General features: G+C 68.3%; 25 protein-coding genes. 10 read left to right on the top strand and 15 right to left on the bottom strand.

The window, feature by feature from the left end:
• The first annotated feature begins 82 nt into the window (after positions 1-82).
• The gene (gene thiC, locus FHY50_RS11255; protein ID WP_140230808.1) at positions 83-1,945 is read left to right on the top strand and encodes a phosphomethylpyrimidine synthase ThiC; all 1,863 of its coding nucleotides are present in this window, start codon (positions 83-85) and stop codon (positions 1,943-1,945) included.
• Positions 1,946-1,963: 18 nt separating this feature from the next.
• Here thiC and purH read toward each other — a convergent pair whose 3' ends face one another.
• From purH to htpX, 5 genes are all read right to left on the bottom strand, one after another.
• Positions 1,964-3,532, bottom strand: a complete 1,569-nt coding sequence (gene purH, locus FHY50_RS11250) for a bifunctional phosphoribosylaminoimidazolecarboxamide formyltransferase/IMP cyclohydrolase (RefSeq protein ID WP_140230807.1) — start codon at positions 3,530-3,532, stop codon at positions 1,964-1,966.
• A 62-nt stretch (positions 3,533-3,594) separates the two neighbouring features.
• Complete coding sequence (locus tag FHY50_RS11245; protein ID WP_140230806.1) at positions 3,595-5,331, bottom strand: heparinase II/III family protein; 1,737 nt, start codon at positions 5,329-5,331, stop codon at positions 3,595-3,597.
• A complete protein-coding gene (rpe, locus tag FHY50_RS11240; protein WP_140230805.1) occupies positions 5,328-5,990 on the bottom strand; it encodes a ribulose-phosphate 3-epimerase in 663 nt (220 codons plus the stop codon). The genes FHY50_RS11245 and rpe overlap by 4 nt, the downstream gene beginning before the upstream one ends.
• Before the next feature lie 49 nt (positions 5,991-6,039).
• Positions 6,040-7,305 carry an RsmB/NOP family class I SAM-dependent RNA methyltransferase gene (locus FHY50_RS11235; RefSeq protein ID WP_208402838.1) on the bottom strand — a complete coding sequence of 422 codons (1,266 nt, stop codon included), beginning with the start codon at positions 7,303-7,305 and terminating at the stop codon, positions 6,040-6,042.
• Position 7,306: 1 nt separating this feature from the next.
• Positions 7,307-8,251 (bottom strand): zinc metalloprotease HtpX, encoded by a 945-nt coding sequence (gene htpX / locus FHY50_RS11230; protein WP_140230804.1) that lies wholly within the window; start codon positions 8,249-8,251, stop codon positions 7,307-7,309.
• A 68-nt stretch (positions 8,252-8,319) separates the two neighbouring features.
• Between htpX and FHY50_RS11225 the strand changes: the two genes are divergently transcribed.
• On the top strand, positions 8,320-8,481 hold the full coding sequence (locus FHY50_RS11225; protein ID WP_140230803.1) for a DUF1674 domain-containing protein: 162 nt from the start codon (positions 8,320-8,322) through the stop codon (positions 8,479-8,481).
• A 21-nt stretch (positions 8,482-8,502) separates the two neighbouring features.
• On the opposite strand, the gene FHY50_RS11220 is transcribed toward FHY50_RS11225, so the two are convergent.
• Positions 8,503-9,480: an NAD(P)H-dependent glycerol-3-phosphate dehydrogenase gene (locus FHY50_RS11220; RefSeq protein WP_140230802.1), complete on the bottom strand. Its 978-nt coding sequence runs from the start codon at positions 9,478-9,480 to the stop codon at positions 8,503-8,505.
• A 10-nt stretch (positions 9,481-9,490) separates the two neighbouring features.
• Positions 9,491-10,546 (bottom strand): tRNA (adenosine(37)-N6)-threonylcarbamoyltransferase complex transferase subunit TsaD, encoded by a 1,056-nt coding sequence (gene tsaD, locus FHY50_RS11215; RefSeq protein WP_140230801.1) that lies wholly within the window; start codon positions 10,544-10,546, stop codon positions 9,491-9,493.
• Between the two features lie 146 nt (positions 10,547-10,692).
• Here tsaD and hemC point away from each other — a divergent pair, with 146 nt between their 5' ends.
• Genes hemC through FHY50_RS11185 form a run of 6 tightly spaced genes read left to right on the top strand, consistent with a single transcriptional unit; the run spans position 10,693 to position 16,002 of the window.
• The gene (hemC, locus tag FHY50_RS11210; RefSeq protein ID WP_140230800.1) at positions 10,693-11,613 is read left to right on the top strand and encodes a hydroxymethylbilane synthase; all 921 of its coding nucleotides are present in this window, start codon (positions 10,693-10,695) and stop codon (positions 11,611-11,613) included.
• A complete protein-coding gene (locus FHY50_RS11205; protein WP_140230799.1) occupies positions 11,613-12,305 on the top strand; it encodes a uroporphyrinogen-III synthase in 693 nt (230 codons plus the stop codon). Before hemC ends, FHY50_RS11205 begins: the two co-directional genes overlap by 1 nt.
• Positions 12,302-13,198, top strand: coding sequence for an MICOS complex subunit MIC60 (locus FHY50_RS11200; RefSeq protein WP_140230798.1), 897 nt, complete (start codon positions 12,302-12,304; stop codon positions 13,196-13,198). Before FHY50_RS11205 ends, FHY50_RS11200 begins: the two co-directional genes overlap by 4 nt.
• A 9-nt stretch (positions 13,199-13,207) precedes the next feature.
• On the top strand, positions 13,208-14,395 hold the full coding sequence (locus tag FHY50_RS11195; RefSeq protein WP_140230797.1) for an acyl-CoA dehydrogenase: 1,188 nt from the start codon (positions 13,208-13,210) through the stop codon (positions 14,393-14,395).
• Between the two features lie 49 nt (positions 14,396-14,444).
• Positions 14,445-14,900 (top strand): GreA/GreB family elongation factor, encoded by a 456-nt coding sequence (locus tag FHY50_RS11190; protein ID WP_140230796.1) that lies wholly within the window; start codon positions 14,445-14,447, stop codon positions 14,898-14,900.
• Complete coding sequence (locus FHY50_RS11185) at positions 14,872-16,002, top strand: CaiB/BaiF CoA transferase family protein (protein ID WP_140230795.1); 1,131 nt, start codon at positions 14,872-14,874, stop codon at positions 16,000-16,002. The genes FHY50_RS11190 and FHY50_RS11185 overlap by 29 nt, the downstream gene beginning before the upstream one ends.
• Positions 16,003-16,110: 108 nt before the next feature.
• Here FHY50_RS11185 and FHY50_RS11180 read toward each other — a convergent pair whose 3' ends face one another.
• The 6 genes from FHY50_RS11180 to rimP all read right to left on the bottom strand — a co-directional run bounded on the left by FHY50_RS11180 (position 16,111) and on the right by rimP (position 23,063).
• A complete protein-coding gene (locus FHY50_RS11180; protein ID WP_140230794.1) occupies positions 16,111-16,899 on the bottom strand; it encodes a DUF72 domain-containing protein in 789 nt (262 codons plus the stop codon).
• A complete protein-coding gene (gene rbfA, locus FHY50_RS11175; RefSeq protein WP_140230793.1) occupies positions 16,896-17,306 on the bottom strand; it encodes a 30S ribosome-binding factor RbfA in 411 nt (136 codons plus the stop codon). Before rbfA ends, FHY50_RS11180 begins: the two co-directional genes overlap by 4 nt.
• A gap of 155 nt (positions 17,307-17,461) precedes the next feature.
• The gene (infB, locus tag FHY50_RS11170; protein WP_140230792.1) at positions 17,462-20,128 is read right to left on the bottom strand and encodes a translation initiation factor IF-2; all 2,667 of its coding nucleotides are present in this window, start codon (positions 20,126-20,128) and stop codon (positions 17,462-17,464) included.
• Positions 20,125-20,880: a DUF448 domain-containing protein gene (locus FHY50_RS11165; RefSeq protein ID WP_140230791.1), complete on the bottom strand. Its 756-nt coding sequence runs from the start codon at positions 20,878-20,880 to the stop codon at positions 20,125-20,127. The genes infB and FHY50_RS11165 overlap by 4 nt, the downstream gene beginning before the upstream one ends.
• Complete coding sequence (nusA, locus tag FHY50_RS11160; RefSeq protein WP_140230790.1) at positions 20,861-22,513, bottom strand: transcription termination factor NusA; 1,653 nt, start codon at positions 22,511-22,513, stop codon at positions 20,861-20,863. The genes FHY50_RS11165 and nusA overlap by 20 nt, the downstream gene beginning before the upstream one ends.
• Before the next feature lie 10 nt (positions 22,514-22,523).
• Complete coding sequence (gene rimP, locus FHY50_RS11155; RefSeq protein WP_140230789.1) at positions 22,524-23,063, bottom strand: ribosome maturation protein RimP; 540 nt, start codon at positions 23,061-23,063, stop codon at positions 22,524-22,526.
• 234 nt (positions 23,064-23,297) lie between these two features.
• Between rimP and FHY50_RS11150 the strand changes: the two genes are divergently transcribed.
• The gene (locus FHY50_RS11150) at positions 23,298-24,446 is read left to right on the top strand and encodes a PQQ-dependent sugar dehydrogenase (RefSeq protein WP_140230788.1); all 1,149 of its coding nucleotides are present in this window, start codon (positions 23,298-23,300) and stop codon (positions 24,444-24,446) included.
• Here the strand turns inward: FHY50_RS11150 and FHY50_RS11145 are convergent.
• Complete coding sequence (locus FHY50_RS11145; RefSeq protein WP_140230787.1) at positions 24,443-24,823, bottom strand: PaaI family thioesterase; 381 nt, start codon at positions 24,821-24,823, stop codon at positions 24,443-24,445. The two genes, FHY50_RS11150 and FHY50_RS11145, sit on opposite strands and share 4 nt — an antisense overlap.
• The gene (locus FHY50_RS11140; protein ID WP_140230786.1) at positions 24,820-25,263 is read right to left on the bottom strand and encodes a PaaI family thioesterase; all 444 of its coding nucleotides are present in this window, start codon (positions 25,261-25,263) and stop codon (positions 24,820-24,822) included. Before FHY50_RS11140 ends, FHY50_RS11145 begins: the two co-directional genes overlap by 4 nt.
• 119 nt (positions 25,264-25,382) lie before the next feature.
• Between FHY50_RS11140 and FHY50_RS14235 the strand changes: the two genes are divergently transcribed.
• Positions 25,383-25,532, top strand: a complete 150-nt coding sequence (locus FHY50_RS14235; RefSeq protein WP_166745430.1) for a hypothetical protein — start codon at positions 25,383-25,385, stop codon at positions 25,530-25,532.
• Position 25,533 lies beyond the last annotated feature (1 nt).

The raw sequence follows: 25,533 nt of genomic DNA, 5'->3' as shown, positions 1-25,533 counted from the left end.
GCAGGGATCAGGCCTGACACCGGCGTAGGGAGGGAGCGGCCTTTTTCCCGAAGTCCGTGCTCTCCCGCCATTGGAGAGCATCATGGCCGACATTCCTGCCCGCACCGAACTCAAGGTAACCACCGGCCCGATCCGCGGATCGCGCAAGGTCCATGTCGGCCCACTCGGCGTCGCCATGCGCGAGATCGACCTCGAGCCGTCGTGCGGCGAACCGCCGCTGCGCGTCTATGATCCGTCGGGCCCCTATACCGACGCAAATGCCCGCATCGACATCATGGCGGGGCTGCCCGAAATCCGCCGCGACTGGATCATTGGCCGCGGCGATGTCGAGAAGGTCGCGCAGCGCGAAGTGCGCCCTGAGGATAACGGCCAGCTCGGGCCCGACCGTTCCGGCGGGGTCCAGCCCTTCCCCAATGTCCGCAAGCAGGTGCTGCGCGCGCGTCCCGGCGCCAACGTCAGCCAGATGCATTATGCCCGGCGCGGGATCATCACTCCCGAAATGGAATATGTCGCGGTGCGCGAGAATCTCGGCCGCGAGCAGATCCGCGAGCACATCCGCGACGGCCAGGATTTCGGTGCGGCGATTCCCGATTTCGTGACGCCCGAATTCGTCCGCGACGAAGTGGCGCGCGGCCGTGCAATCATCCCCAGCAACATCAACCACCCCGAATCCGAGCCGATGGCGATCGGGCGCAATTTTCTGGTCAAGATCAACGCCAATATCGGCAACAGCGCGGTCGCGAGCGACGTCGCGGCGGAAGTCGACAAGCTGGTCTGGTCGATCCGATGGGGCGCCGACACGGTGATGGACCTGTCGACCGGCCGCAACATCCACGACACGCGCGAGTGGATATTGCGCAACTCGCCGGTGCCGATCGGCACGGTGCCCATCTATCAGGCGCTCGAAAAGGTCGGCGGCGTCGCCGAGGACCTGACCTGGGAGATCTTTCGCGACACGCTGATCGAACAAGCCGAACAGGGCGTCGACTACTTCACCATCCATGCCGGGGTGCGACTGCCCTATATCCCGATGACCGCAAAGCGGGTCACCGGCATCGTCTCACGCGGCGGGTCGATCATGGCGAAGTGGTGCCTGAGCCATCACAAGGAGAGCTTCCTCTACACCCGGTTCGAGGAGATCTGCGAGATCATGCAGGCCTATGACGTGGCCTTCTCGCTGGGCGACGGCCTGCGCCCGGGCAGCATCGCCGACGCCAATGACGAGGCGCAGTTCGCCGAGCTGGCGACGCTCGGCGAGTTGACCCAAGTAGCCTGGAAGCACGATGTCCAGGTGATGATCGAAGGGCCGGGCCATGTGCCGATGCACAAGATCAAGGCCAATATGGACAAGCAACTGGAAGCGTGCGGCGAGGCGCCCTTCTACACGCTGGGGCCGCTGACCACCGACATCGCGCCGGGATACGACCACATCACCAGTGCGATCGGTGCGGCGATGATCGGATGGTTCGGCACCGCGATGCTGTGCTACGTCACCCCCAAGGAGCATCTGGGACTGCCCGACCGCGACGACGTCAAGGTCGGGGTGGTGACCTACAAGCTGGCCGCGCACGCGGCGGACCTCGCGAAAGGGCATCCGGCAGCCAAGATACGCGACGACGCGCTGTCGCGTGCGCGCTTCGAATTTCGCTGGCGCGACCAGTTCAACCTGTCGCTCGATCCCGATACCGCGGAAAGCTACCACGATCAGACGCTGCCCGCCGAAGGTGCCAAGACCGCACATTTCTGTTCGATGTGCGGTCCGAAATTCTGCAGCATGAAGATCACGCAGGAAGTGCGCGACTTCGCGGCAAAGCAGAATCAGGGCGCCGACAGCTTCCTCGCCGCGCATGCCGAACCGGTGCCCGATGCCGAAGCGGGAATGGCGCAGATGCGCGATCGCTTTCGTGAGGAAGGAAGCGAGCTGTACCTTCCGACCGACCGCTAGCTGTTCGCGCCCGTTCGATCAGTGGCGGAAGTGGCGCATTCCGGTGAACACCATCGCCAGTCCGGCGGCGTCGGCGGCGGCGATCACCTCGTCGTCGCGGATCGATCCGCCGGGCTGGATGACGGCGGTGGCGCCCGCCTCGACCGCGGCGAGCAGCCCATCCGCAAATGGAAAGAACGCGTCCGAAGCAACAGCGGAGCCGATCGTGCGCGGGGCTTCCCAACCCGCCTTTTCGGCTGCGTCCTTTGCTTTCCACGCGGCGATGCGCGCGCTTTCAAGGCGGTTCATCTGTCCCGCGCCGATGCCCGCCGTTGCGCCATCCCTGGCATAGACGATCGCGTTCGATTTGACGTGCTTGGCCACCGTCCACGCGAAGCGGCAATCGGCGAGCTCCTGCGGCGTTGGGGCGCGGCGCGTCACGACCTTCAGCAATTCGTCGGTCAAGGTGCCGAAATCGCGCGACTGGATCAGGAAGCCGCCGGCGATCGACTTGAGCATGCGACCCTTGCGTGCGGGGTCGGGCAAATCGCCAGTCAGCAGCAGCCGCAGATTCTTCTTGCGCGCAAATACCGCACGCGCATCGGCATCGGCATCTGGCGCCGCAACCACTTCGGTGAAGATGCCGCTGATCGCCTCGGCAGTAGCACCATCGAGCGGGCGATTGACCGCGATAATGCCGCCGAATGCTGAGACGCTGTCGCAGGCCAGCGCCGCCCGGTACGCATCGATCAGCGTGTCTGCGGATGCCACGCCGCACGGATTGGCGTGCTTGACGATGACGACGGTGGGCGGGCCGTCGCGAAACTCGCTGACCAGCTCGAGCGCCGCGTCGGCATCGTTGTAATTGTTGTAGCTGAGTTCCTTGCCCTGAAGCTGCTGCGCGCCGGCGATGCCGTCGCCGCCCGTGTTCGGGGCATAGAGCGCGGCGAGCTGATGCGGATTCTCGCCATAGCGCAGCTCGGCCAGCTTGCGCATCGGCAGCGTGACGCGATCGGGAAAGCGCGCGCCCTGGTCGACATGGCCGAACCATCCCGCGATCGCCGCATCATAGGCGGCGGTCGCAGCGAATGCCTTGGCCGCGAGCAGCCTGCGCTGGTCGATCGTGGTGACGCCGCCTTTGAGCATCGCATAGTCGGCCGGATCGGTGACGATCGCGACATAGGCGTGGTTCTTGGCCGCCGACCGCACCATGCTCGGCCCGCCAATGTCGATATTCTCGATCACCGTATCGCGGTCGGCGCGCTTGGCCACGGTCGCTTCGAACGGATAGAGGTTGACGACGACGAGGTCGATCGCGCCGATGCCGTGCGCTGCCATCGCCGCAGCATGGGCGGGGTCGTCGCGCACGCCGAGCAGCCCGCCATGCACCGCCGGGTGCAGCGTCTTGACGCGGCCGTCCATCATCTCGGGAAAGCCGGTTAGGTCGGACACGTCGCGCACCGTCAGTCCGGCATCGCGCAAGGCGCTTGCGGTGCCGCCGGTCGAAACCAGTTCGGTGCCGCGCGCGGCCAGCGCGCGGCCGAGATCGACGATCCCGGTCTTGTCGGAAACGGAAAGAAGCGCGCGGCGGATCGGGATGCTAGTCATGCCCGGGCGGGTACGGGGCGCGGCGGGCGAGTGCAAGTCCGCGCTCGGCCGATGCGTCGTACTTACCGTGCCCGGTGGAACAGCCAACTGACCACGGCGCCGCCCGGCGGAGCCATGGCGGTCAGCACCAGCTGGCGCGTAGCGTGCGGTCGGCCGGCGCCGTCGATCCAGATCGATTCTTCGATCGACACCGCCGCGCCGCGGCTGCGGAATTGCCACATCGACTGACCGGGCAGCCGCAGGATCGCCGCCTGCCCGTCCGCAGTGGCGGCAACCTCGACGCTCGGCGCCAGATGGAAGCGGATCGCAAAACCGGTATCGCCGCGCGCCTTGCGCCGCCCCGACGGCAGCAGCGAATCCTCTCCGCGCAGATCGCGCCCGTCCCCCGACAGCACGACCTGACGCCGGTGGAGCAGGCCGAAGCGGCGGACATAGCCGTCATGGCTCGCCTCGATCCGGCTCGAGGCGTCGCTTTCCTGGCGCGTCAGCTCGACCTCGACCACGCCCTTGCCAAGCGTGCCGTCGCCATGGATCGCGCTCGAATTGCTGTCGCCCACGATCAGCGTCGAGTGCGCGGCGCTGGTCCGCAGCCCTTCGGCGAGCGGCGCGGGAACGCTGGCGGTGACGGCGCGCGCGCCGCCGCAATTGACGACGATACGATTGGGTCCGTCCGAAAACTCGAACGCCAGCGTCGATGCGCATCCACCCGCGACGAGGCGGCCGACCGGCGGCGGCGCGGCGTCGAAGATCAGCACCGCCTTGGCCGCCGACAGCCGCTGATAGCCCCATTCGCCTGCCTGGCGCAGCGGCCGCGCGCGCACACCGGTGGCATCGATCACCTGCGCGAGCATCTCGGCCGCCATCGGTCCCGATCCCTGCCAGCTCGACAGGCCGCCATCGCCGTGCATCAGCCCGAGCAGCGCGGTGACCGCGCGGTGCAGCGTCGCGGCGACGATCTCGGGCGGCTGCAGGCGGCGCGCGGCATAGGTTTCGCGCAGCATCGTCAGCAGCTGGACAATTTCGAGCTGCGCGGCCGGCGAGCGACCGACGCTGCCGCCATCGTCGAACATGCCGGAGGCGATGGCGCGCGCCAGCCCGGCTTCGCCGAACGCGCGCCGCGGATCGCCGCCGGGAATGATGAGCCCGGCAGCGACGACACCGCACCATGCGGCGATGCGCGGCGCCCCCGCCGGAGCCTTGTCAGCGACGCGATCGATGTGGCGCGCCCCGCGCGCCAGCGTGTTGAGGACTTTCGAACGATAGACGAGATCGGTCGACGACAGGATCAGCGGCGCATGCGCGATCCACGCCAGGATGCGCCTGCCCCAATTGTCGGCGCGCCATGCCGCGCCGGCGACATGGTCGGCATGGACGCTCAGCCACTCGCGCATCAGCGCTTCGGCGATCGGCGCGGCATGCGCCCGGGTCGCTACCGTCGACAGATCGCGCAGCCACGCAAAGCTGTGCAGATATTCGCCGAACGCCGGCGAAAAGCCGGGCCGGTCGAGATGGAGCTCGTGGAGATTGCGCGTCTCGCCGCGCAGGCTAAGCATGCCGTCGAGCAGCGCATGGCCGCGATCGGGATCGCCGAGGAACGGGTCGTCGGCGACGGCGATCAGCTTGAGCGGGTGATGCCCTTTCAGCCGCAGCGCGTGCAGCGGCGTGCGCCACGTCAGGCGGTGGAAGCGCTCGGCCAGCCGATCCGCGAGCGACAGCCCACCATCGCCCGACACGCGCACCAGCCGCTTGCCCTGTTCGATCCCGTCGGCGCCGGGATCGACCGGGGGCAGGTCGGTCATCCGCCTCTCAACAGGCGGATATTGTCGGCATAGGCGGCCGGGCCACCGCGAAAGCTGGCAGTCCCGGCGACCAGCGCGTCGGCGCCGGCGGCGATCACCGCCTCGCAATTGCCTTGATCGACGCCGCCATCGACCTCGAGATCGATGTCCTTGCCGAGCTTGTCGATCATCGTGCGGATCCCGGTGATCTTGCGCAGCTGGCTCGGGATGAAGCTCTGCCCGCCAAATCCCGGATTGACGCTCATCACCAGCACCAGGTCGACGTCCTCCAGCACATAGTCGAGCATCTTGGCGGGGGTGGCGGGGTTGAGCACCACGCCCGCGCGCAGCCCCAGCCCCTTGATTCGCTGGAGCGTGCGATGGAGATGCGGCCCCGCCTCGGGATGGACGGTGATCGTGTCGGCCCCGGCCTCAGCGAACGCGTCGAGATAGGCGTCCACGGGCGAGATCATCAGATGGACGTCGAACGGCTTGGTCGTATGCGGACGCAGCGCCTTGACCACTGCCGGGCCGATGGTGAGGTTGGGCACGAAATGCCCGTCCATCACGTCGATGTGGATCCAGTCGGCCCCCGCTTCGTCGATCGCGCGGACTTCCTCGCCCAATCGTGCGAAATCGGCGGACAGGATCGACGGGGCGATGCGGACGGGCTTGGCCATGATGCGCCCCCCTGTAGCATGGGGCGTTGGCCTAGCAAGCGCGACGCGGTCAGCTTGGCGAGCGGCGCAGTCGGACGATGAAGAATCCGTCGAGCCCGCCCTGGTCGGCCAGCATTCCTGGCAGGGTGCGGACATAACCCAGCGAGTGCGGTGCGAGACCCGGGGGCAATTCACCGGGTTGCACGGGATCGATCGCGAAATCTGGGCGCGCGGCGAGCAATCCTTCGAGCTGCGCCTCGCCTTCGGCCGGTTCGAGCGAACAGGTGGCGTAGACCAACGTCCCGCCCGGGCGCACCCAATCGGCGGCACGCGCAAACAGCCGTGCCTGCAACTGCGCCATTTCCGCGATCAGCGACGGGCGCACGCGGTACAGCACGTCGGGATGGCGGCGAAAGATGCCCGTCGCACTGCACGGCGCGTCGAGCAGAACCGCGTCGGCGGGGCTTGCCGGGGCCCAGTCCAGCAGATCGGCGGCGACGATATCGAACGCCAGCCCGGTCCGCTCCAAGTTCTCGCCAAGTCGCGCGAGACGACTTTGCGAGATATCGACCGCGGTCACGCTCCAGCCCGCCGCCGCGAGCTGCAGCGTCTTGCCCCCCGGCGCGGCGCACAGGTCGAGCGCGCGACCGGGGCCGGCGCCAAGCAACCGCGCTGGCAGGGATGCGGCAAGGTCCTGTACCCACCAGCCGCCGCCCGCAAACCCGTCCAGCGCCGGCACCGCGCCGGGGTCGATCAGCCGCAGGTGCTGCGGCATCAGCGCCTCGCCCGGCGGCGCCTCAGCGTCCGGGCGGGCGAGCGTCAGGTCGAGCGGCGGCTGCACCGCCAGCGCGCGGCCCGCGGCGGCGACGGTCTCGTCGCCCCAATGCGCCTGCCAGCGCAGCGCCGCGGCATCGGGAAGCCGGGGGAATTCGGGCAAGGCCGCAGGACGGCGCATCAACGTGCCGAACACGCCGTGCACCAGCTTGCGAGGACCGCCATCGACCAGCGGCAATGCGGTGGCGATGGCGGCATGCGGCGGCGTCTGCATGCGCAGCGCTTGGACCAGCGCGATGCGCAGCACCGTGCGCGCCTTGGCATCGTCGGGAAGCGGACGCCTGGTCGCCGAATCGATCAGTTCGTCGAGATCGGGCAGCCAGCGCAGCACTTCGGCGGCGATGGCGTGTGCGAGCGCACGATCCTCGCGCTTGTCGATGCCTTTGGTAGCATTGCCGATCGCCTGTTCGATCGCCAGTCCCCGGCGGAGCACGGCGTCGAGCAGCCGAAGCGCAGCTCGCCGCGCGGCGGTGCCGGGCGGATCGAAAGTGACGGCGGCCAAGTTAGCGGCGCTTGTTCGGATCGAGCGCGCTGGCGCGGCGCGGCGGCGTACGGGTGACGGGTACCGACGTGGCAGCGCGCATGCGCGGACGATGCGGCGGAAACGGCATGCTTCCCCCCATCTCGGCGGCGATGGCCTCGAGCGCGGCGATACGGTTGCCGGTATCGGGATGCGTCGAGAACAGGCTGTCGCCACCCTTGCCGAGGCCGGGCACGATATAAAGTGCCGCCGCCGCCGGATTGCGCTGCGTCACGGGATTGGGCACCGCCGCCGCGCCGCGCGCAAGCTTGGCCAGCGCCGAGGCGAGTGCACGCGGATTGCCCGAAATCTCGGCGCCGGCCCGGTCGGCGCCATATTCGCGCGTGCGGCTGATCGCCAGCTGGACGATCATCGCTGCGAACGGGGCGACCAGCACCGCGAGGATAGTCGGCAGGATCGAGCCACGCGCGTCGCCGCGAAAGAACAGTCCGAAATTTGCGAGCATTGAGATCGCACCGGCGATCGTCGCGACCATCGTCATGATCAATGTATCGCGGTTGCGGACATGGCCGATCTCGTGCGCCATCACCGCCGCGATCTCGTCGCGAGTCAGCATGCCGAGCAGCCCCGTAGTCGCGGCGACCGCGGCATTGGCGGGATTGCGCCCGGTGGCAAAGGCGTTGGGGTGCGGCGAATCGATGACATAGACCTTGGGCACGGGAAGGTTCGCGCGGCGCGCCAATTCGCTGACGAGCCCGACGAATTCGGGGCAGGAAGTGCCATCGACCTCCCGCGCGCGATGCATCTTGAGGACGATCTTGTCGGCGTTCCAATAGGTGAACAGGTTCATGCCCGCTGCCACGACCAGCGCGAGCACGGCGCCGCGCGCGCCGCCGAGCGTGAAGCCCAGCGCCATGAACAATGCGGTCAGCGCCGCGAGCAATATCGTCGTCTTGACCTGGTTCACTTGAACCGCCTCCTTCGCAGGCCAATGTGGGGCGAGGCGCCAGATTGTTCAATCGCAAGGAGGATTCGATGGGCGAACGCCCGACCCACGTGAAGCCGCCCGCGCATCTCTCGAAATCGCCGCCGGTGCCGCAGCCCGAACCGATGCAGCGGCCGCAGGACGATCCCGACGGCAAGGACCCGGTCCGCTATGGCGACTGGGAGAACAAGGGCATCGCGATCGACTTCTGAGGCCGTTCGCAAGCCGGAGGCTCAGGCTGCCTCGCGCTTGAGCGGCCGTGCCAGCAACGCGCCGACCACCGCGTCGATCGGCGCGCCTTCGAGCAGATCGCAGACCGCCGCGCAGACCGGCATGTCGACGCCGGCCTCCGCCGCCGCCTCGCGCAGCACGGGGGCGGTGAACGCGCCCTCGGCGACGGTCCGGCGATCGGCGAGCAGCGCCTGCGCCGAACGACCTCGTCCGAGCCCGAGGCCGAGCGAGAAATTGCGCGAATTGACCGAATTGCAGGTCAGTACGAGGTCGCCCAATCCCGACAGTCCGCCGAGTGTTTCCGCGCGTCCGCCGCGGGCGACGCCGAAGCGCGTCATTTCGGCAAACCCGCGCGCGATCAGTGCGGCACGAGCGTTGAGGCCGAGCCCGGCACCCTCGACCACGCCGCAGGCGATCGCCAGCACGTTCTTTACCGCGCCGCCGATCTCGGCACCGACCACGTCGTCCGACGCGTAGGGGCGAAAGCCGGGACCGGCGAGCCTGTCGGCGAGCGCGCTACGCAGCCCGGCATCGGCGCACGCCAGCGTCACCGCCGTCGGCTGTCCGGCAGCGACCTCGTGCGCAAAGGTCGGCCCCGACAGCACCGCGATGGGTGCGCGGGGGTGCACGCCTTGCGCGACTTCGCCGACCAGCAGCCGGGTCCCCGCCTCGATCCCCTTGGCGCACAGCACCAGCGGCGTGGCACCGACCGCGGTTTCGGCGAGTACGGCGCGGACATGCTGCGCCGGGGCGACCACCAGCAACGCGTCGCAGCCGCTCAGCTCGCCCAGGCTGCCGGTAGCGCGGATCGACGGCGACAGCGCGATTCCCGGCAGAAACGCGGCGTTGACATGGTCGCGGTTGATCGACGTCACGACGTCGCGCTCGCGCGCCCATAACAGCACGTCGCGATCGCCGCGCGCGGCGACCTGCGCGAGCGCGGTGCCCCAGGCGCCGCCGCCGATCACGCCCAGCTTCATGCCCCCATCCTCATGCCTTGACCCCCGCGCCGCGCACCTTTTCCGCATCGGGATCGAGTGGCCAGCGCGGGCGCGCGGCGACGTCGAGCGGGTCGGTCAGCCCTGCGGCGAAGCGTTCGGCGCCCGCCCAGGCGATCATCGCGGCATTGTCGGTGCACAGCCACAAGGGCGGCGCGACGAAGCGCAGGCCGTGTTCGGCAGCAAGCGTTTCGAGCGCGGCGCGGACCGAGCGATTGGCAGCGACACCCCCGGCGACGACGAGAGCGGTAATCGACCCGTCCTGGCTCGAAACCGGCAAGGCGGCGGCGCGGATCGCCACCCGCGTGCGATCTACCAGGCAATCGATCACTGCCTGCTGGAATGAGGCGGCGATGTCTTCGGCGCGATGCGTCCCCGCGTCGCGCGCGCGCAGGACTGCGCTCTTGAGCCCGGCGAATGAGAAATGCGGCTCGGGCGAACCGAACAGCGGGCGCGGCAGCGGCACCGCGCGGGGATCGCCGTCGGCCGCAGCCCGCTCGACCGCGGGGCCGCCGGGAAAGCCGAGGCCTAGCAGCTTGGCGGTCTTGTCGAACGCTTCGCCCGCGGCATCGTCGATCGTCGTCGCCAGCCGGCGATAGCGGCCGACGCCTGCTACCAGCAACAGCTGGCAATGCCCCCCCGATACCAGCAACAGCAGGTAGGGGAATTGGAGGTCGGGATCGGTCAGCCGCGCCGACAGCGCGTGCCCCTCGAGATGATTGACCGCGATCAGCGGCTTGCCGCTCGCCAGCGCCAGCGCCTTGGCCGTGACCAGCCCGACCATCACCCCGCCGATCAGTCCGGGCCCGGCGGTCGCCGCGATCGCATCGACATCGCGCAGCGCGACCCCGCCTTCGGCCAGCGCCGCCTCGACCAGCGGGCCGACCATCTCGACATGCGCACGCGCGGCGATCTCGGGTACGACGCCGCCATAGGGCGCGTGCGCGGCCTCTTGTCCCGCCAGCTTGTGCGCAACGATCGTGCGGTCGGACCGCACCAGCGCCGCCGCGGTCTCGTCGCAACTCGATTCGATGCCGAGGATCAGCATTGTGGTGTAGCCCCGTCCCGCTCCGCCACCTGGCCCCCCACATGGTCATGCCGGACGGGCGGTCGGGTGGGGGAGCGGGCCGGTGCCGCATCTTGGATGCACGCCATCCCTTTCCTCTAGCTGCACGCGCGGCTAGCACAAGGCGGATGGCATCCCTCTTTCGCATCGGCACGCGCGGCTCGCCGCTGGCGCTCACCCAGGCGGGCATGGTCCGCGACGCGCTTTCGGCGGCGCACGGCCGCAGCGCTGACAGCTTCGAGATCGTCGTCATCCGCACAACCGGCGACCGCGTGCAGGACCGCGCGCTTGCGGAGATTGGCGGCAAGGCGTTGTGGACCAAGGAGCTTGACCGCGCGCTGCTGGCGGGGGAGGTCGATTGCTGCGTGCATTCGCTCAAGGATGTCGAGACGATCCGGCCTACCCCGATCGCCATCGCCGCGACGCTGCCGCGCGCCGATGTTCGCGATCGGCTTATCGGCGCGGCGTCGATCGAGGCGCTCAAGCACGGCGCGGTGATCGGCACCAGCTCGCCGCGCCGCGCTGCGCAATTGCGCGCAATCCGCCCCGACCTGTCGATCATCGTGTTTCGCGGCAATGTCGACACCCGGCTCGCCAAGGTGGCGGCGGGGGAAGCGGATGCCACGCTGCTCGCGGCAGCCGGGCTCGATCGGCTGGGGCGCGGCGACGTCGGGCATGCCATCCCGGTCGAGACGATGCTGCCCGCGCCTTCGCAAGGCGCGGTCGCGGTGGAGGTCCGCGCCGAAGACGCGGCAGCGCGCGCGCTGGTGTCGGCGATCGACTGCGCGACCACCTGCGCATGCGTGACCGCCGAACGCGCGCTGCTCGCCGAACTTGGCGCCGATTGCCATTCGGCAGTGGGTGCGCTGGCGACGATCGCCGACGGCGAACTGACGCTGCGCGCCGAACTGCTCGCCGAAGATGGCAGCGACAAGGTGGCCGGCGAAGCGCGCGGCGCGGTCGGCGATATCGAGATCGCGCCCGGCCTTGCGCGCGAGCTGCTGGAGCGCGCGCCTGCCAGCATCCGCCGCCTGTTCGCCGCCGAGTGATGCGCCCGATCGCCGTCCTGCGCCCCGAACCGGGCGCGTCCGCTACCGCCGGGCGCATAGCAGCGGCCGGGATGACCGCGCTGCGGCTGCCGTTGTTCGCGGTGGTGCCGGTGGCGTGGCAGGTGCCCGATCCGGCGGGGTTCGACAGCCTGTTGCTGACCAGCGCCAATGCCGTGCGTCATGCCGGGGAAGGGCTGCGCAGCCTCGCGGGGCTGCCGGTGCTCGCGGTCGGCCAGGCAACCGCCGACGCGGCGCGCGCCGCCGGGCTGACCGTGGCCGTGACGGGAACGCACGGCGTCGGCGCGCTCGGCGAATGGGCGCAGGCGATGGGCTTTGCCCGCGCCTTGCATCTTGCCGGGCGCGACCGCACCGAAGCGCTGGCCCTCGCCGCGGACACGCGCGTCGTCTATGCCAGCGAGCGGGTCGATCCCCCTGCCGATGCGGTAGCGGCGCTGGGCGGCGCGGTGGCATTGGTGCATTCGCCGCGGGCCGGATCGGCGCTGCGCGATGTCGCCGGGGACCTGCGCCCGTCGATCCGGGTGGTAGCGATCAGCGCCGAGGCGCTCGAAGCGATTGGCGGCGGTTGGGACTCCACCGCGATCGCCGCATTGCCGAGCGACGCGGCGCTGATCGATGCGGCGCGGACGCTGGCGATTGACCCGCCCGCCATGCGCGAGGATAAGGCGCCATGAGCGACACCGGCAGTTTCGATACCGGCCGCCCGCCGCGCGCGTCGGCGCGTACCGGCTGGATCGTCGCGCTGCTCGCATTCCTTGCGGGACTGGCGGCGATGGCGGCGGGCGTCCATTATTTCGGCGAGCGCTGGTTAGGCAGCCGCAGTGCGGCACGCGGAACCGCGGTGCAACCGCAAGCCGCGGCGCAGCCGACCGCGGCACTGCCGCCCGGCACCGATGTCGCGTCGCTCTATGCGCGCGAAATCCAGCTGGCGCAGCGTATCCAGATGCTCGAGGCGCGGCTGGCCAATGTCGACAGCGACTCGCGGGTGGCCTCGACCTTCGCGACGCGCGCCGAGGGCCTGCTGGTGGCGTTCGCCGCGCGGCGCGCGCTCGATCGCGGGCTGGGTCTCGGATATATCGAGGGGCAGCTGCGCGAACGCTTCGGCGCGGTCGAACCGCGCGCGGTCGGCTATGTTATCGCTGCGTCGCGTCAGCCGGTGACGCTCGAGGACTTGCGGCTCGCGCTCGACACGCTGGCGCCCGACCTGACCAGCGGCAATGCCGACGAAAGCTGGACGGCTGCGCTGCGCCGCGAGGTGTCCGATCTGGTGGTGCTGCGCGACGAGGGGACGCCGAGTCCGCGTCCCAACGACCGGCTGACCCGCGCGCGCCGGATGCTCGACGCCGGGCAGGTCGAAGGTGCGCTTGCCGAGGTCGCCCGCCTGCCCGGCGCCGAGCGCGCATCGAGCTGGACCGACGCCGCGCGCCGCTATGTCGATGCACGCGCCGCGCTCAACACGATCGAGACCACCGCGATCCAGGGCGGCGGCTTTGCGCCGGTGCCGCAGATGCCGCCGCAGACCGCGCTCCCCGCGCCCGCGATCCCGCAATCACCCCCAGGCAATTGAGCATGTACCATGGCTGATATGGGCCGTTTCGACTGGCAGGATCCCTTCGCGCTCGACGCGCAATTGACCGATGAAGAGCGGATGGTGCGCGACACCGCGCGGCAATATGCGCGCGAACAGCTGCTGCCGCGCGTCACCCGCGCCTATCTCGACGAGGATTTCGACCGCGCGATCATGCACGAGATGGGACAGCTTGGCCTACTCGGCCCGACCATTCCCGAGGAGTTCGGCGGCGCAGGGCTGGGCTATGTCGCGTACGGCCTGGTCGCGCGCGAGGTGGAGGCGATCGACAGCGGCTATCGCTCGGCGATGAGTGTGCAGTCGAGCCTCGTGATGCATCCGATCAACGCCTATGGGACCGAGGCGCAGAAGCGCAAATATCTTCCCAAGCTGGCCAGCGGCGAATGGGTCGGCTGTTTCGGGCTGACCGAACCCGATGCCGGGTCCGACCCGTCGGGAATGCGGACCACTGCCAGGCAGGTCGATGGCGGCTATTCGATTTCCGGATCGAAGATGTGGATCACCAATTCGCCGATCGCCGACGTCTTCGTAGTCTGGGCCAAGAGCGAGGCGCATGGCGGCGGCATCAAGGGCTTCGTGCTCGAAAAGGGCATGAAGGGGCTGACCGCGCCGAAGATCGAGGGCAAGCTGTCGCTGCGTGCATCGATCACCGGCGAGATCGTGATGGACAATGTCGAGGTCGGCGAAGATGCGTTGCTGCCTGATGTCGCCGGGCTGAAGGGGCCGTTCGGCTGCCTCAACCGCGCCCGCTACGGCATCGCATGGGGCACGATGGGCGCGGCGGAGTTCTGCATGGAGGCGGCGCGGACCTACACGCTCGACCGCCAGCAGTTTGGGCGGCCGCTGGCGGCAACGCAGCTGGTGCAGTTGAAGCTCGCCAACATGGAAACCGAGATCGCGCTGGGCCTCAACGCCTGCCTGCGGGCGGGCCGCATGTTCGACGAGGGGACGCTCAGCCCCGAAGCGATCTCGATCCTCAAGCGCAACAATTGCGGCAAGGCGCTCGATATCGCGCGGGTCGCGCGCGACATGCATGGCGGCAACGGCATCGCCGCCGAGTTCCACGTGCTGCGCCATGCGATCAACCTCGAGACGGTCAACACCTATGAAGGCACGCACGACGTCCACGGGCTGATTCTGGGGAGGGCGATCACCGGCATCGCGGCGTTCGCGTGAGGATTTTTCCAGCGCCGCACGCGCCCGCTCTTTGCATCGGAGAACAGCCATGAGCGTCGCATTCCGCCGCGAAGGTGACGACGAGCACAAGGAACCCGAGTTCGAGCTGCCGATCCCGGTCGGCCCCAATCTGGTGACGAATGCCGGGCTCAAGGCGATCCGCGCGATGGTCCGGAAGCTCGAGGCAGAGATCGCCGCCCAATCCGACGCCGATGCGGTCAAGAGGCTGAAACGCGACCTGCGCTATTGGAATACCCAGGCGGCGACCGCGGAGATCGCGCCAGAGCCCGCCGAGGACGAAGTGGGGATAGGCAGCCGCGTCACCGTGCGGGTCAACGGCAAGAAGCGCCGCTTCACCATCGTCGGGCATGACGAGGCCGATCCGGCCAAGCACAAGCTGGCCTTCACCGCGCCGCTTGCCCGCGCCGTCATGGGCGCGGCGGCGGGCGATTTCGTCGCGTTCGCGGACGAGGAGGATGCGGTGGAGGTCGTCGGGGTTGAATAAGCCACTGGCCGGGCTGCGCGTCGTCGAACTCGCGCGCATCCTTGCCGGGCCGTGGTGCGGGCAGTTGCTGGCCGATCTGGGGGCCGAGGTGATCAAGGTCGAGCGTCCGGGAACGGGCGACGACACCCGCCACTGGGGCCCGCCGTTCCTGCAAGGGCCGGACGGAAGCAACCTCGACGCCGCCTATTTCCACTCGACCAATCGCGGCAAGACATCGCTCGCAATCGATATCTCCACGGCCGACGGCCAGGCGCAGGTGCGCGATCTGGTTCGCGGCGCCGATGTCGTGATCGAGAATTACAAGGTCGGCGGGCTGGACAAATACGGCCTCGACCATGCCAGCCTCGCCGCCGTCAATCCGCGGCTGATCACGGCGTCGATCACCGGGTTCGGCCAGACCGGACCCTATGCGACGCGCGCCGGATACGACCTCATCATCCAGGCGATGGGCGGGTTCATGTCGCTGACCGGCGAGCCGGACGGGCCCCCGCAAAAGGCCGGGATCGCCTATGCCGACATCTTCACCGGCACCTATACCGCGGTCGCGATCCTGGCGGCGCTCAGGCGGCGCGATGCGACCGGGCAGGGCGCGCATATCGATATGGCGCTGCTCGACACACAGGTCGCGGTGCTCGCCAACCAGGCGCTCAACTGGATGGCGTCGGGCACCGTCCCGCACCGCATGGGCAACGGCCACGCCAATCTCGCCCCCTATCAGGCATTCGCCTGCGCCGATGGCGACCTGATCGTCGCGGTCGGCAATGACGGACAGTTCCGGCGGCTGTGCGCGGTGTTGGGACTGGACCTGGCCGACGACGAAAGGTTCGCCACCAACCCGGCGCGCGTCACCAACCGGGCGGCGATGATTCCGATCCTCGCCCATGCGATTGGCGGCTGGGACAAGACGGCGCTGTACGAAGCATTGGAAAGGCAAGGGATCCCGGCCGGCCCGATCAACCGCGTCGACGAGGTCTTTGCCGACGCGCAGGTCGCGGCGCGCGGCATGGCGCTGGATATGGATGGAATTCCGGGAGTTGCCTCGCCGATTGTCATCGATGGCGAACGCATGGTGTCGGATCGGGCGAGTCCGGCGCGACCGTGAAACACCCTTACCCGTTGATTTCGAGCGCAGTCGAGAAATCGCCGTATAGCGCTCAATCAGGTTTCTTGACTACGCTCGAAACGAACGGGGCAGGGAGCCGACTGCGTTTCAGCCAATCCGCTCGATCAGCGCCTGCGCCGCCGCCGGGGCCTTTTCCTTGGCGCCGTTGATCATGAATATGAAGGTGTCGCGCGGCTGCCTGAGCGCGCGATCGGCGCCGGCATAGGGCAGACCCTCCGGCGAACCACCTTCGGCCCATTCCTGCGCCGCGTCCGACCAGCGATCGAGCGCGCTCGGTGCATAGCCTGCGACATACTGCGCCTCGGCATTCTCCAGCCGCGCATAGACGAAATCGCCGGTCACATCGGCGATTGCGGGATAGTCGGCCGAGTCCGCGAACACGATCGCCACGCCGGCCGCGCGGGCCATCGCCACGAATTCGGGCACCTGGAAACTGTCGTGCCGCACTTGCACCGCGTGCCGCAGTGGCACCCCGTCCTGCTTTTCCGGCAGCAGTTTCAGGAACGCGGCGAAATCGTCGGCATCGAATTTCTTGGTCGCCATGAACTGCCACAGGATCGGGCCCAGCTTGTCGCCGAGTTCGGTCAATCCCTGCCCAAGGAACTTGCCAATCGATTCGCCTGCTTCGGCGAGAACTTTGCGGTTGGTGCAATAACGCGATGCCTTGACCGCAAACACGAAGCCATCGGGCGCGGTGTCGCGCCATCCCGCAAAGCTCGCCGGCTTGAAGCTGGAATAATAGGTGCCGTTAATCTCGATCGCAGTCACCGCGCGCGAGGCATATTCAAGCTCGCGCTTCTGCGGCCATTTCTCGGGATAGAATGTGCCGCCGCGCCACGGTTCGTAGGTCCAGCCGCCGATGCCGACGCGAATCACGCGTCCCGGTCCCCGTCTTCCCGGAGATCCTGCGCCACCTTGGGCGCGCGCAGCAGCGCGTCGATGCGGCTGCCCTCGTCGAAGCTCTCATCGGCCAGAAACTTCAGCTTCGAGGCGTATTTCAGGTTCACGCGGCGTGCCACTTCGGACTGGAGATAGGCGGTGTGGGTACGCAGCGCCTTGAGTACCGCTTCCTCGGCCTTGCCGAGCAGCGGCTTCACGAACGCGGTCGCGTGCCGCAGGTCGGGCGACATCCGCACTTCGGTGATGGTCACCAGATGGCTGGCGAGCGTGTCGTCATGCACGTCGCCGCGCATCAGCACGTCCGACAAGGCATGCCGCACCTGCTCGCCGACGCGCAGCAGGCGAACGGAGCGGGTTTCGGGAGTGTCGGTGGGGCGTGCCATACGCTGACTCTTCAAAGAAAGACCATGAAAGGGGCCAGAATCATTACCACGACAGGGATACACCCAATTGCACAGCCTTCACCGGCACAGCGTAGTCGGCGATCGAGCCGCGTCAGGAAGGGCGAGGAGTTCGGATTGAATTCCTCGCCCATCGATCAAAGCGTCCGTTCGCGCATCTCGACCTCGAAGGTCTCGAGATAGTCGCCCGCCTTGATGTCCACGAAGTTCTGCGTGAACGTCACGCCGCACTCCAGGCCGGCACGGACTTCGGCGACATCGTCCTTGAAGCGGCGCAGCGATGCGATCTCGCCCTGATAGATGATGACGTCGTCGCGGGTGATGCGCGCCTTCAATGCCTTGCGGATGATGCCTTCGGTGACGAGCAGACCCGCCGCCTTGCCATGCTTTCCGGCCGAGAAGACCTCGCGGATTTCGGCGCGGCCGACCACCGTCTCGAAGGCTTCCGGCCCGAGCTCGCCCGCCATGCCGGCGCGGATATCGTCGGTCAGGTTGTAGATCACGTCGTAATATTTAAGCGCGACCTTGTTGCGTTCGGCGATCTCGCGCGCCTTGGCGTTGGGACGCACGTTGAAGCCGATGATCGGCGCACCCGAGGCCGCCGCGAGCGTCACGTCGCTCTCGGTGATGCCACCGACGCCCGCCTGCAGGATGCGCACGCGGATATCGTCGGTCGAGATCTTGTTGAGCGACCCGACGATCGCCTCGACCGACCCTTGCGTGTCGCCCTTGACCACCAGCGGATATTCGATCGCCTGCTTGTCCTTGAGCGCGCTGAACATCGTCTCGAGCGTGGCGGGCGAAGTCGTCGTCCGCTTCTGCTGGATGACGCCGGCGCGATATTCGGCGACTTCGCGGGCACGCGCCTCGCTCTCGACCACCTGCAGCGGATCGCCCGCCATCGGCACGCCCGACAGGCCCAGCACCTCGACCGGGGTCGATGGCCCGGCACTCTTCACCTGGCGTCCCTTGTCGTCGATCAGCGCACGGACCTTGCCGCTCTCGGCGCCGACGACGAAGATGTCGCCGACCTTGAGCGTACCGCGGCTGACGAGGATCGTCGCGACCGGGCCGCGGCCCTTGTCGAGCTTCGCCTCGACCACGGTGCCTTCGGCCGCGCGATCGGGATTGGCGCGCAATTCGAGCAATTCGGCCTGAAGCTGGATCTTGTCGATCAGGTCGTCGAGCCCGGTCTTCTTGAGCGCCGATACCTCGACGTCCTGGACGTCGCCCGACATCTCCTCGACCACGACTTCGTGCTCGAGCAGGCGTTCGCGAATGCGCTGCGGATTGGCTTCGTGCTTGTCGACCTTGTTGATCGCGACGATCATCGGCACGCCGGCCGCCTTGGTGTGATTGATCGCCTCGATCGTCTGCGGCATCAGGCCGTCGTCGGCAGCCACTACCAGCACGACGATGTCGGTGACGTTGGCGCCGCGCGCGCGCATCTCCGAAAACGCCTCGTGGCCCGGGGTGTCGAGGAAGGTGACGCTCGACTTGTCCTTCAGCGTGACCTGATAGGCGCCGATATGCTGGGTGATCCCGCCGGCTTCGCCGCCCGCGACGCCGCTGCCGCGCAGCGCGTCGAGCAGCGAGGTCTTGCCGTGATCGACATGGCCCATGATCGTCACCACCGGCGGACGCGGCAGCAGCGTGCCCTCGGCATCCTCGGTCGTGTCGATCGCAAGGTCGATGTCGCTGTCCGAAACGCGCACGATATTGTGCCCGAATTCGGTGACGAGCAGTTCGGCGGTATCCTGGTCGATGGTCTGCGTCATGGTGACGGGCATGCCCATCTTGAACAGCGTCTTGACCAGGTCGGCGCCCTTTTCCGCCATGCGGTTGGCGAGTTCCTGGATGGTGATCGCCTCAGGCACCTTGACGTCGCGGACCTGCTTGACCTGCGGCTCGCGCGGGCCGCCCGAATGGCCGCGCTTTTCCTTTTCGCGGGCCCGCTTCAGGGCGGCGAGCGAGCGCGCGCGCGCGCCGTCATTGTCGCCCAGCGCGCGGTTGACGGTCAGCTTGCCCGACTGGCGACGATCGTCGCCCTGGCGTCCGCGTGCCGGACGTGCGGGCGGCTCGGTGCGCTTGGGCACGGTGGTGCCGGCCGGCGCTGGCCGCGCCGATGCGCCCGAACCGGATGCCGGCTCGCTGGCCGCGGGGGTGGGCGTCGGCGCGGGGGCCGGACGCGGGATTTCGGGACGCGCGACCGGGGTGAACCGGCGCGGCGCGGGCAGGGTGGGGTCGAGCGACAGCCCTACCGGCTGCGGCGGCGCGGGCGGCGGCGGTGCCGGCTCGCTTGCGGCAGCGGGTTCGGCGGCGGCAGGAGCTGACGGCTCGACCGGCGCCGGCTCGGGGGCGGGCGGGGCGTTGGCAGCTTCGGCCTCGGCGGCGCGCTTTTCCTCGGCGCGGCGGCGCTCGTCGTCATTGGCCTGGATGCGTGCCTGTTCCTCGCGGCGGCGCGCGTCCTCGAGCGCGGTCATCCGCGCCTCGTCGGCTTCGCGCAGCAGCTTGGCCTGGAGTTCCTGGCGCGACAGCAGGCTGTCAGCAGCCTTGGCACGCGGCGCGGGCGGCGGTGGTGGCGGTGCGACCGGGGCTTCGGCGACGGGAGCGGGCGCGGGTTCCTCGCGCGGCGCTTCCTCGCCCGGACGGCCGATCACCCGGCGGCGCTTCACCTCGACCACGACCGTGTTCGACCGGCCGTGGCTGAAGCTCTGCTTCACCTTGCCGGTTTCGACGGTGCGCTTGAGGCCGAGCGGCGCGCGCGTGCCCAGTTTCGGCTTTTCGTTGTCCGTATCGCTCACTCAGATTCCCTATTCGTCGCTGCCGGTTCCTGCGCCGTCGGCTGCATGGCCGATGCGCCCCGCGAGGCAGATTCGCAAGGCGCGTTCGCGCGGTCGAGTCCGATGAAATGCAGCCAGCGGCCGAGCGCTTCGCTCATCCGCTTCGCCGCCCGGGCGTCGGTAAGCCCGATATGTACCACGTTTTCGCGGCCCAGGGCCAAGGACAATATGGACCGCCCGACCGGCAATTCCAATCCCCTGGCGCCCGATCCTTCGGTTTCGGAGCCGACGCGCCATGCCTGGGCCAACTTGCCGGCGCCGTCGGCGCCCGCGTCATTGGCATGCGCCAGCAGGTTGAGCTGGCCCGCGCGCGCCGCCGCCTCGATCTTCTCGCTGCCGGTCAACAGCGTGCCGGCACGCGCCTCCAGTCCCATGCGGTCGAGCGCATTGCGTTCGAGCGCACGCTCGATCCGCTCGGCCAGATCGTCGGGAATGCGGAAATCCCCGGTCTTGAACGCCCGCGCCAGCGCGCCGCGCAACCGGCCCTTGGCCTGCGCCGCCTCGAACGTCGTGCGATCGACGCCGATCCACGCGCCGCGCCCCGCCGCCTTGGCGCGGACGTCGGGCAGCACCTCGCCGTCGGGTGACAGCACGAGGCGGACCAGATGGTCGCGCACCTCGCGCTCGCCCGACAGGATGCAGCGGCGGATCGTGTCGTCCGCCGCCTTTCCGGTCTGCTTGCCGCCTAGCGTATCATTGCGAGGATTCCGCAACAGCGTCCTCCCCGGATGCGGCCTCGGCCTCGGCCGGCGCGGCGGGTGCGTCGTCGGCGAACCAGTGCGCACGCGCGGCCATGATGATCTCGTTGCCCTGTTCGTCGCTCAGGCCATAGTCGGCAAGGATGCCGCCCTTGTCCTCGCTGCGCGCATCGCTGCGCTTGGGGGCGTCGTCGTTGCGGCGGCGCGGCTCGACGCGCTTCTTCTGGACGAGTTCGTCGGTAGCGAGATCGGCGAGGTCGTCGAGCGTCTTGATCCCGGCCTTGCCCAACGTCACCAGCATCGCTTCGGTGATGTATGGCATGGTGGCGAGCTCGTCGTCGACGCCGAGTTCGCGGCGCAGCGCGCGATTGGCTTCCTCGCGCCGGTCGAGCGCTTCGGAGGCACGGTTCTGCAACTCGCCGGCCAGATCCTCGTCGAAGCCTTCGATCCCAGCCAATTCGTCGATCTCGACATAGGCGACCTCTTCCAGTTCGCCGAACCCTTCGGCGACCAGCAGCTGTGCCAGCGTTTCGTCGACGTCGAGTTCGTTCTGGAACATCTCGGAACGCTCGACGAATTCCTTCTGGCGCTTCTCCGACGCGTCGGCCTCGGTCAGGATGTCGATCGCCTTGGCGGTCAGCTGCGAGGCGAGGCGGACATTCTGGCCGCGGCGGCCGATGGCCAGGCTGAGCTGGTCGTCGGGAACCACCACCTCGATGCGGTCGTCCTCCTCATCGATGACGACGCGGCTGACATTGGCGGGCTGGAGCGCGTTGACGACGAAGGTCGCGGTGTCCTCGCTCCACGGGATGATGTCGATCTTCTCGCCCTGCATCTCCTGGACCACCGCCTGCACGCGGCTGCCCTTCATGCCGACGCACGCGCCGACCGGGTCGATGCTCGAATCATGCGAGATGACGCCGATCTTGGCGCGGCTGCCGGGATCGCGTGCCGCCGCCTTGATCTCGATGATGCCATCGTAGATTTCCGGCACTTCCTGCGCGAACAGCTTCTTCATGAAGTCGGGGTGCGCGCGCGACAGGAAGATCTGCGGCCCCCGATTCTCGCGGCGTACCGACAGGATCAGGCTGCGGATGCGGTCGTTGACGCGGACCAGCTCGCGCGGGATCTGCTGATCGCGGCGGATCACGCCCTCGGCACGGCCGAGATCGACCACGACATGGCCGAACTCGACGCGCTTGACGACGCCGGTGATGATTTCGCCGACGCGGTCCTTGAACTCCTCGTGCTGGCGCTCGCGCTCGGCATCGCGGACCTTCTGGAAGATGGTCTGCTTGGCGGCCTGCGCCTGGATGCGGCCGAACTCGATCGGCGGCAGCGGATCGACGAGATAGTCGCCGACCACGGCGCCGTCCTTGAGCTTCTGCGCGTCCTTCTCGTTGACCTGCTTGTACAGGTCCTCGACTTCCTCGACCACTTCGACGACGCGCCACAGGCGCAGGTCGCCGTTATTGGGATCGAGCTTGGCGCGGATGTCCATTTCCTGGCCATAGCGGGTGCGTGCGGCGCGCTGGATGGCGTCTTCCATCGCTTCGATGACGATGCCGCGATCGATCAGCTTTTCCTTGGCCACCGCATCGGCGATGGCGATCAGTTCGGCGCGGTTAGCAGTGACAGCGGTGACCATGGCAGTGTCGTTACCCTTCTACTTCGATCTTGTCAGCGCCTTCGCTGGAAAGCGGCGCGGTGGCGGCGATGAGCGCATCGGTCATCAGTAATTTGGCGTCGGCGACCTGATCGAACCCGATCGTCATCGGCCGGTGCTTGCGCACGTCGATGGTGATGCGATCGCCGTCGGTGCCGCCGAGGATGCCGGTCAGCTGCTTGCGACCCTCGAACGGCGCGGTCAGGTTGATGCGCGCCTCATGCCCTGCCCAGTCGGCAAAGTCCGACAGCCGCGTCAGCGGGCGGTCGATGCCGGGCGAGGAGACTTCGAGGCGATAGGCATGGTCGATCGGATCGCGTCCCTCGGCCTCGAGCGCGTCCATCACGTCGGAAATGCGGCGCGACAGGTCGGCGCAGTCGTCGATGGTGAGCTGGCGCGTGTCGGGGCGCTCGGCCATCACCTGCAACGTCGGATCGGAGGTGCCGCCGAACAGCTTCACCCGCACGAGCGCGAGCCCCAAGGCGTTCGCCTCGGGCTCGATCAGGCTCGTCAGATGCGCGGTGTCAGCCATGTCGTCTCCGGATAAATCCCGTCCGAACCAGCTGTGCGGGATCGGCGCCGGACCCGTCGGGCCCGACCTCCAAACCGTAACGATGGTGCGGAAAGCAAGCGCGATATACGCCGGATGCACGCGCCGTGCAAGCCGGACACGCTTTGACATGGATCGATGCGCCCACTGCCTGCGTTACGCGATGCGTATCCAGGGCCGATGGGTCCGTCCTTTCCCCCGCAATCAGGAGCGCCCATGTCCCGTTTCCTCGTCCTTGCCGGTGCCGGCCTTGCCGCTGCCTGCACCGCCGCCACCGATCCCGCGCCTGCCAATGGCCAGACCGCGGCAGCGGCGGATCCCGGCAACCTTCCCTTCGCGGTGACCCCGGTCGCCGATTTCGACGCGCCCTGGGCAATGACCTTCCTGCCCGACGGCCGCATGCTCGTCACCGAAAAGGCGGGGCAACTGATGCTGGTGTCGGCGGACGGCAAGTCGAAGCAGGTGGTGGCGGGCACGCTGCCGGTCGACAGCGCCGGGCAGGGCGGGTTGATGGACGTCGTCCTTCACCCCGATTTCGCCACCAACCGCATGGTCTATTACAGCTTTTCCGAAGCGGGCGATGGCGGCAAGGGCGTCGCGCTGGCGCGCGGCGTGATGTCGCCAGACGGCGATTCGCCCTCGCTCCAGAATGTTCAGGTGATCTTCCGCGCCTCGCCCTATGTCGAAGGCGACGGCCATTATTCGGGCCGAATCGCGTTTTCGCCCGACGGCCATCTGTTCTTCACCAATGGCGAGCGCCAGAAATTCACCCCCGCGCAGGACAAGCAGGCGACGCTCGGCAAGGTGCTGCGGCTGACGATGGACGGCAAGCCTGCGCCGGGCAATCCGCTGGCGGCACAGGGCTTCAATCCGGCGATCTGGTCGTACGGGCACCGCAACCTGCTTGGGCTCGCCTTCGACGCATCGGGCAATTTGTGGGAACAGGAAATGGGTCCCAAGGGCGGCGACGAGGTCAACCTGATCCTGCCGGGCAGGAATTACGGCTATCCGATCGTATCCGACGGCGACCATTATGACGGACGCGACATCCCCGATCACGATACCCGGCCCGAGTTCGAGAAATACAAGGTCACCTGGAATCCGGTGATTTCGCCGGGCGGATTGATGGTCTATTCGGGCGCGCAGTTCCCGCAATGGCAAGGCGATCTGTTCATCGGCGGGCTGTCGAGCGAAGCGCTGGTCCGCGTCGATGTCGACGGCGCCAACGCGACCAAGGGCGACCAATGGCCGATGGGTGCGCGTATCCGCGAGGTCGAACAAGGGCCCGACGGATCGATCTATGTGCTCGAGGACGGGGACGACGGCAGCGCTGGCCGGATGCTCAAGCTGACGCCGAAGACCTAATCGCGCACCAACCGGTAGTTCATATGGGCGACCGCGATGGCAATGTCGCGGTCGTCCTGCCACGCGGTGGCCTCGACATTGGCAACGCGGGTGCCCAGGCGCGTGACGCGCCCCTGTGCGCACGTCGTCTTTTCGCGGCCGCCGCGCATGAAGTCGATCGTGACGTTGATCGGCTTGACCCGCGCCGCCTCGTCGCCGAGCGCGTCGCGCAGTGCCAGCACCGCGGCCATTTCGAGCAGCCCGCCGAGCGCGCCGCCGTGGAGGAACCCCGGCCTGCCCAGCACGCGCGCCGAAAACGGCATCGCCAGCACGGGCGGTCCGGCGCCCTCCCGCTCTACGGTCAGACCGAGCCAGTCGGCATAGGGCGGCAGCGTCATTGCGGCGGATCGGTGAACATGAACGTACCGGCGACGTGCGCGATGGGATCGGCGGGGTCGCCGTCATGCGCCTGCCCGCGCACGAAACCGATCGAGCGGGTGATGCGATAGCATTCGCCGCGGCCGATCACCGCCTGGCCGGGGCGCGACCCGCGCAGATAGTCGATGCGTAGGTCGAGCGTCGCCTGCGGCAGGAATGCGCCGCGCCTAAGCCAGATCGCGATCGCGGTGGCGACGTCCATCATCGACAGGATCGGTCCCGATGCCAGCACCCCGGTCGCGGGGTCCCCCACCAGATCGTCGCGATACGGCAGCGCCAGTTCCGCCCAATCGGCGCCGTGATCGCGATATTCCAGTCCGAGCGCACCGGTATGCCCGCCGCGCATCGCCAACAGCCGCTTGGGATCGATCGCGAATTGCGGGGGAGCCTGGGCCGACATCCTGCCTCCCTAACATGCCGGGCCGGGTGGGCAATCGCAGGGAGGTTACAGCGTTGTAACTTTGCCCAGCGCCTGTGCCCCGGCACGCTGCGCCTCACCACGCAAAATGGGGGAGGGACATGGTCAATTTCGGGATCGTCATCGACGAGATCGTCGAGCTGGGCACGCAGATCGCCACCAGCGGCGCGATCCGGGTCGCCGAGGCGGCGCGCGACGACGTGTTCGAGCACATCATCGCGGTCGCGGTGCTGATCTACCAGACCGGCTGAC

The sequence above is a fragment of the Sphingomonas japonica genome, from assembly GCF_006346325.1.
Taxonomy (GTDB): Bacteria; Pseudomonadota; Alphaproteobacteria; order Sphingomonadales; family Sphingomonadaceae; genus Sphingomonas; species Sphingomonas japonica.
Note: the sequence above shows the minus strand (reverse complement) of the source record. Positions and strands in the feature narration are given on the sequence as shown.

Bases quoted from the DNA above. Each gene is read 5' to 3' on its own strand.
- thiC (WP_140230808.1), top strand. From the start codon at position 83: ATGGCCGACATTCCTGCCCGCACCGAACTCAAGGTAACCACCGGCCCG.
- purH (WP_140230807.1), bottom strand. From the start codon at position 3,532: ATGACTAGCATCCCGATCCGCCGCGCGCTTCTTTCCGTTTCCGACAAG.
- FHY50_RS11245 (WP_140230806.1), bottom strand. From the start codon at position 5,331: ATGACCGACCTGCCCCCGGTCGATCCCGGCGCCGACGGGATCGAACAG.
- rpe (WP_140230805.1), bottom strand. From the start codon at position 5,990: ATGGCCAAGCCCGTCCGCATCGCCCCGTCGATCCTGTCCGCCGATTTC.
- FHY50_RS11225 (WP_140230803.1), top strand. From the start codon at position 8,320: ATGGGCGAACGCCCGACCCACGTGAAGCCGCCCGCGCATCTCTCGAAA.
- FHY50_RS11220 (WP_140230802.1), bottom strand. From the start codon at position 9,480: ATGAAGCTGGGCGTGATCGGCGGCGGCGCCTGGGGCACCGCGCTCGCG.
- tsaD (WP_140230801.1), bottom strand. From the start codon at position 10,546: ATGCTGATCCTCGGCATCGAATCGAGTTGCGACGAGACCGCGGCGGCG.
- hemC (WP_140230800.1), top strand. From the start codon at position 10,693: ATGGCATCCCTCTTTCGCATCGGCACGCGCGGCTCGCCGCTGGCGCTC.
- FHY50_RS11205 (WP_140230799.1), top strand. From the start codon at position 11,613: ATGCGCCCGATCGCCGTCCTGCGCCCCGAACCGGGCGCGTCCGCTACC.
- FHY50_RS11200 (WP_140230798.1), top strand. From the start codon at position 12,302: ATGAGCGACACCGGCAGTTTCGATACCGGCCGCCCGCCGCGCGCGTCG.
- FHY50_RS11195 (WP_140230797.1), top strand. From the start codon at position 13,208: ATGGCTGATATGGGCCGTTTCGACTGGCAGGATCCCTTCGCGCTCGAC.
- FHY50_RS11190 (WP_140230796.1), top strand. From the start codon at position 14,445: ATGAGCGTCGCATTCCGCCGCGAAGGTGACGACGAGCACAAGGAACCC.
- FHY50_RS11185 (WP_140230795.1), top strand. From the start codon at position 14,872: ATGCGGTGGAGGTCGTCGGGGTTGAATAAGCCACTGGCCGGGCTGCGC.
- rbfA (WP_140230793.1), bottom strand. From the start codon at position 17,306: ATGGCACGCCCCACCGACACTCCCGAAACCCGCTCCGTTCGCCTGCTG.
- nusA (WP_140230790.1), bottom strand. From the start codon at position 22,513: ATGGTCACCGCTGTCACTGCTAACCGCGCCGAACTGATCGCCATCGCC.
- rimP (WP_140230789.1), bottom strand. From the start codon at position 23,063: ATGGCTGACACCGCGCATCTGACGAGCCTGATCGAGCCCGAGGCGAAC.
- FHY50_RS11150 (WP_140230788.1), top strand. From the start codon at position 23,298: ATGTCCCGTTTCCTCGTCCTTGCCGGTGCCGGCCTTGCCGCTGCCTGC.
- FHY50_RS11145 (WP_140230787.1), bottom strand. From the start codon at position 24,823: ATGACGCTGCCGCCCTATGCCGACTGGCTCGGTCTGACCGTAGAGCGG.
- FHY50_RS11140 (WP_140230786.1), bottom strand. From the start codon at position 25,263: ATGTCGGCCCAGGCTCCCCCGCAATTCGCGATCGATCCCAAGCGGCTG.
- FHY50_RS14235 (WP_166745430.1), top strand. From the start codon at position 25,383: ATGGTCAATTTCGGGATCGTCATCGACGAGATCGTCGAGCTGGGCACG.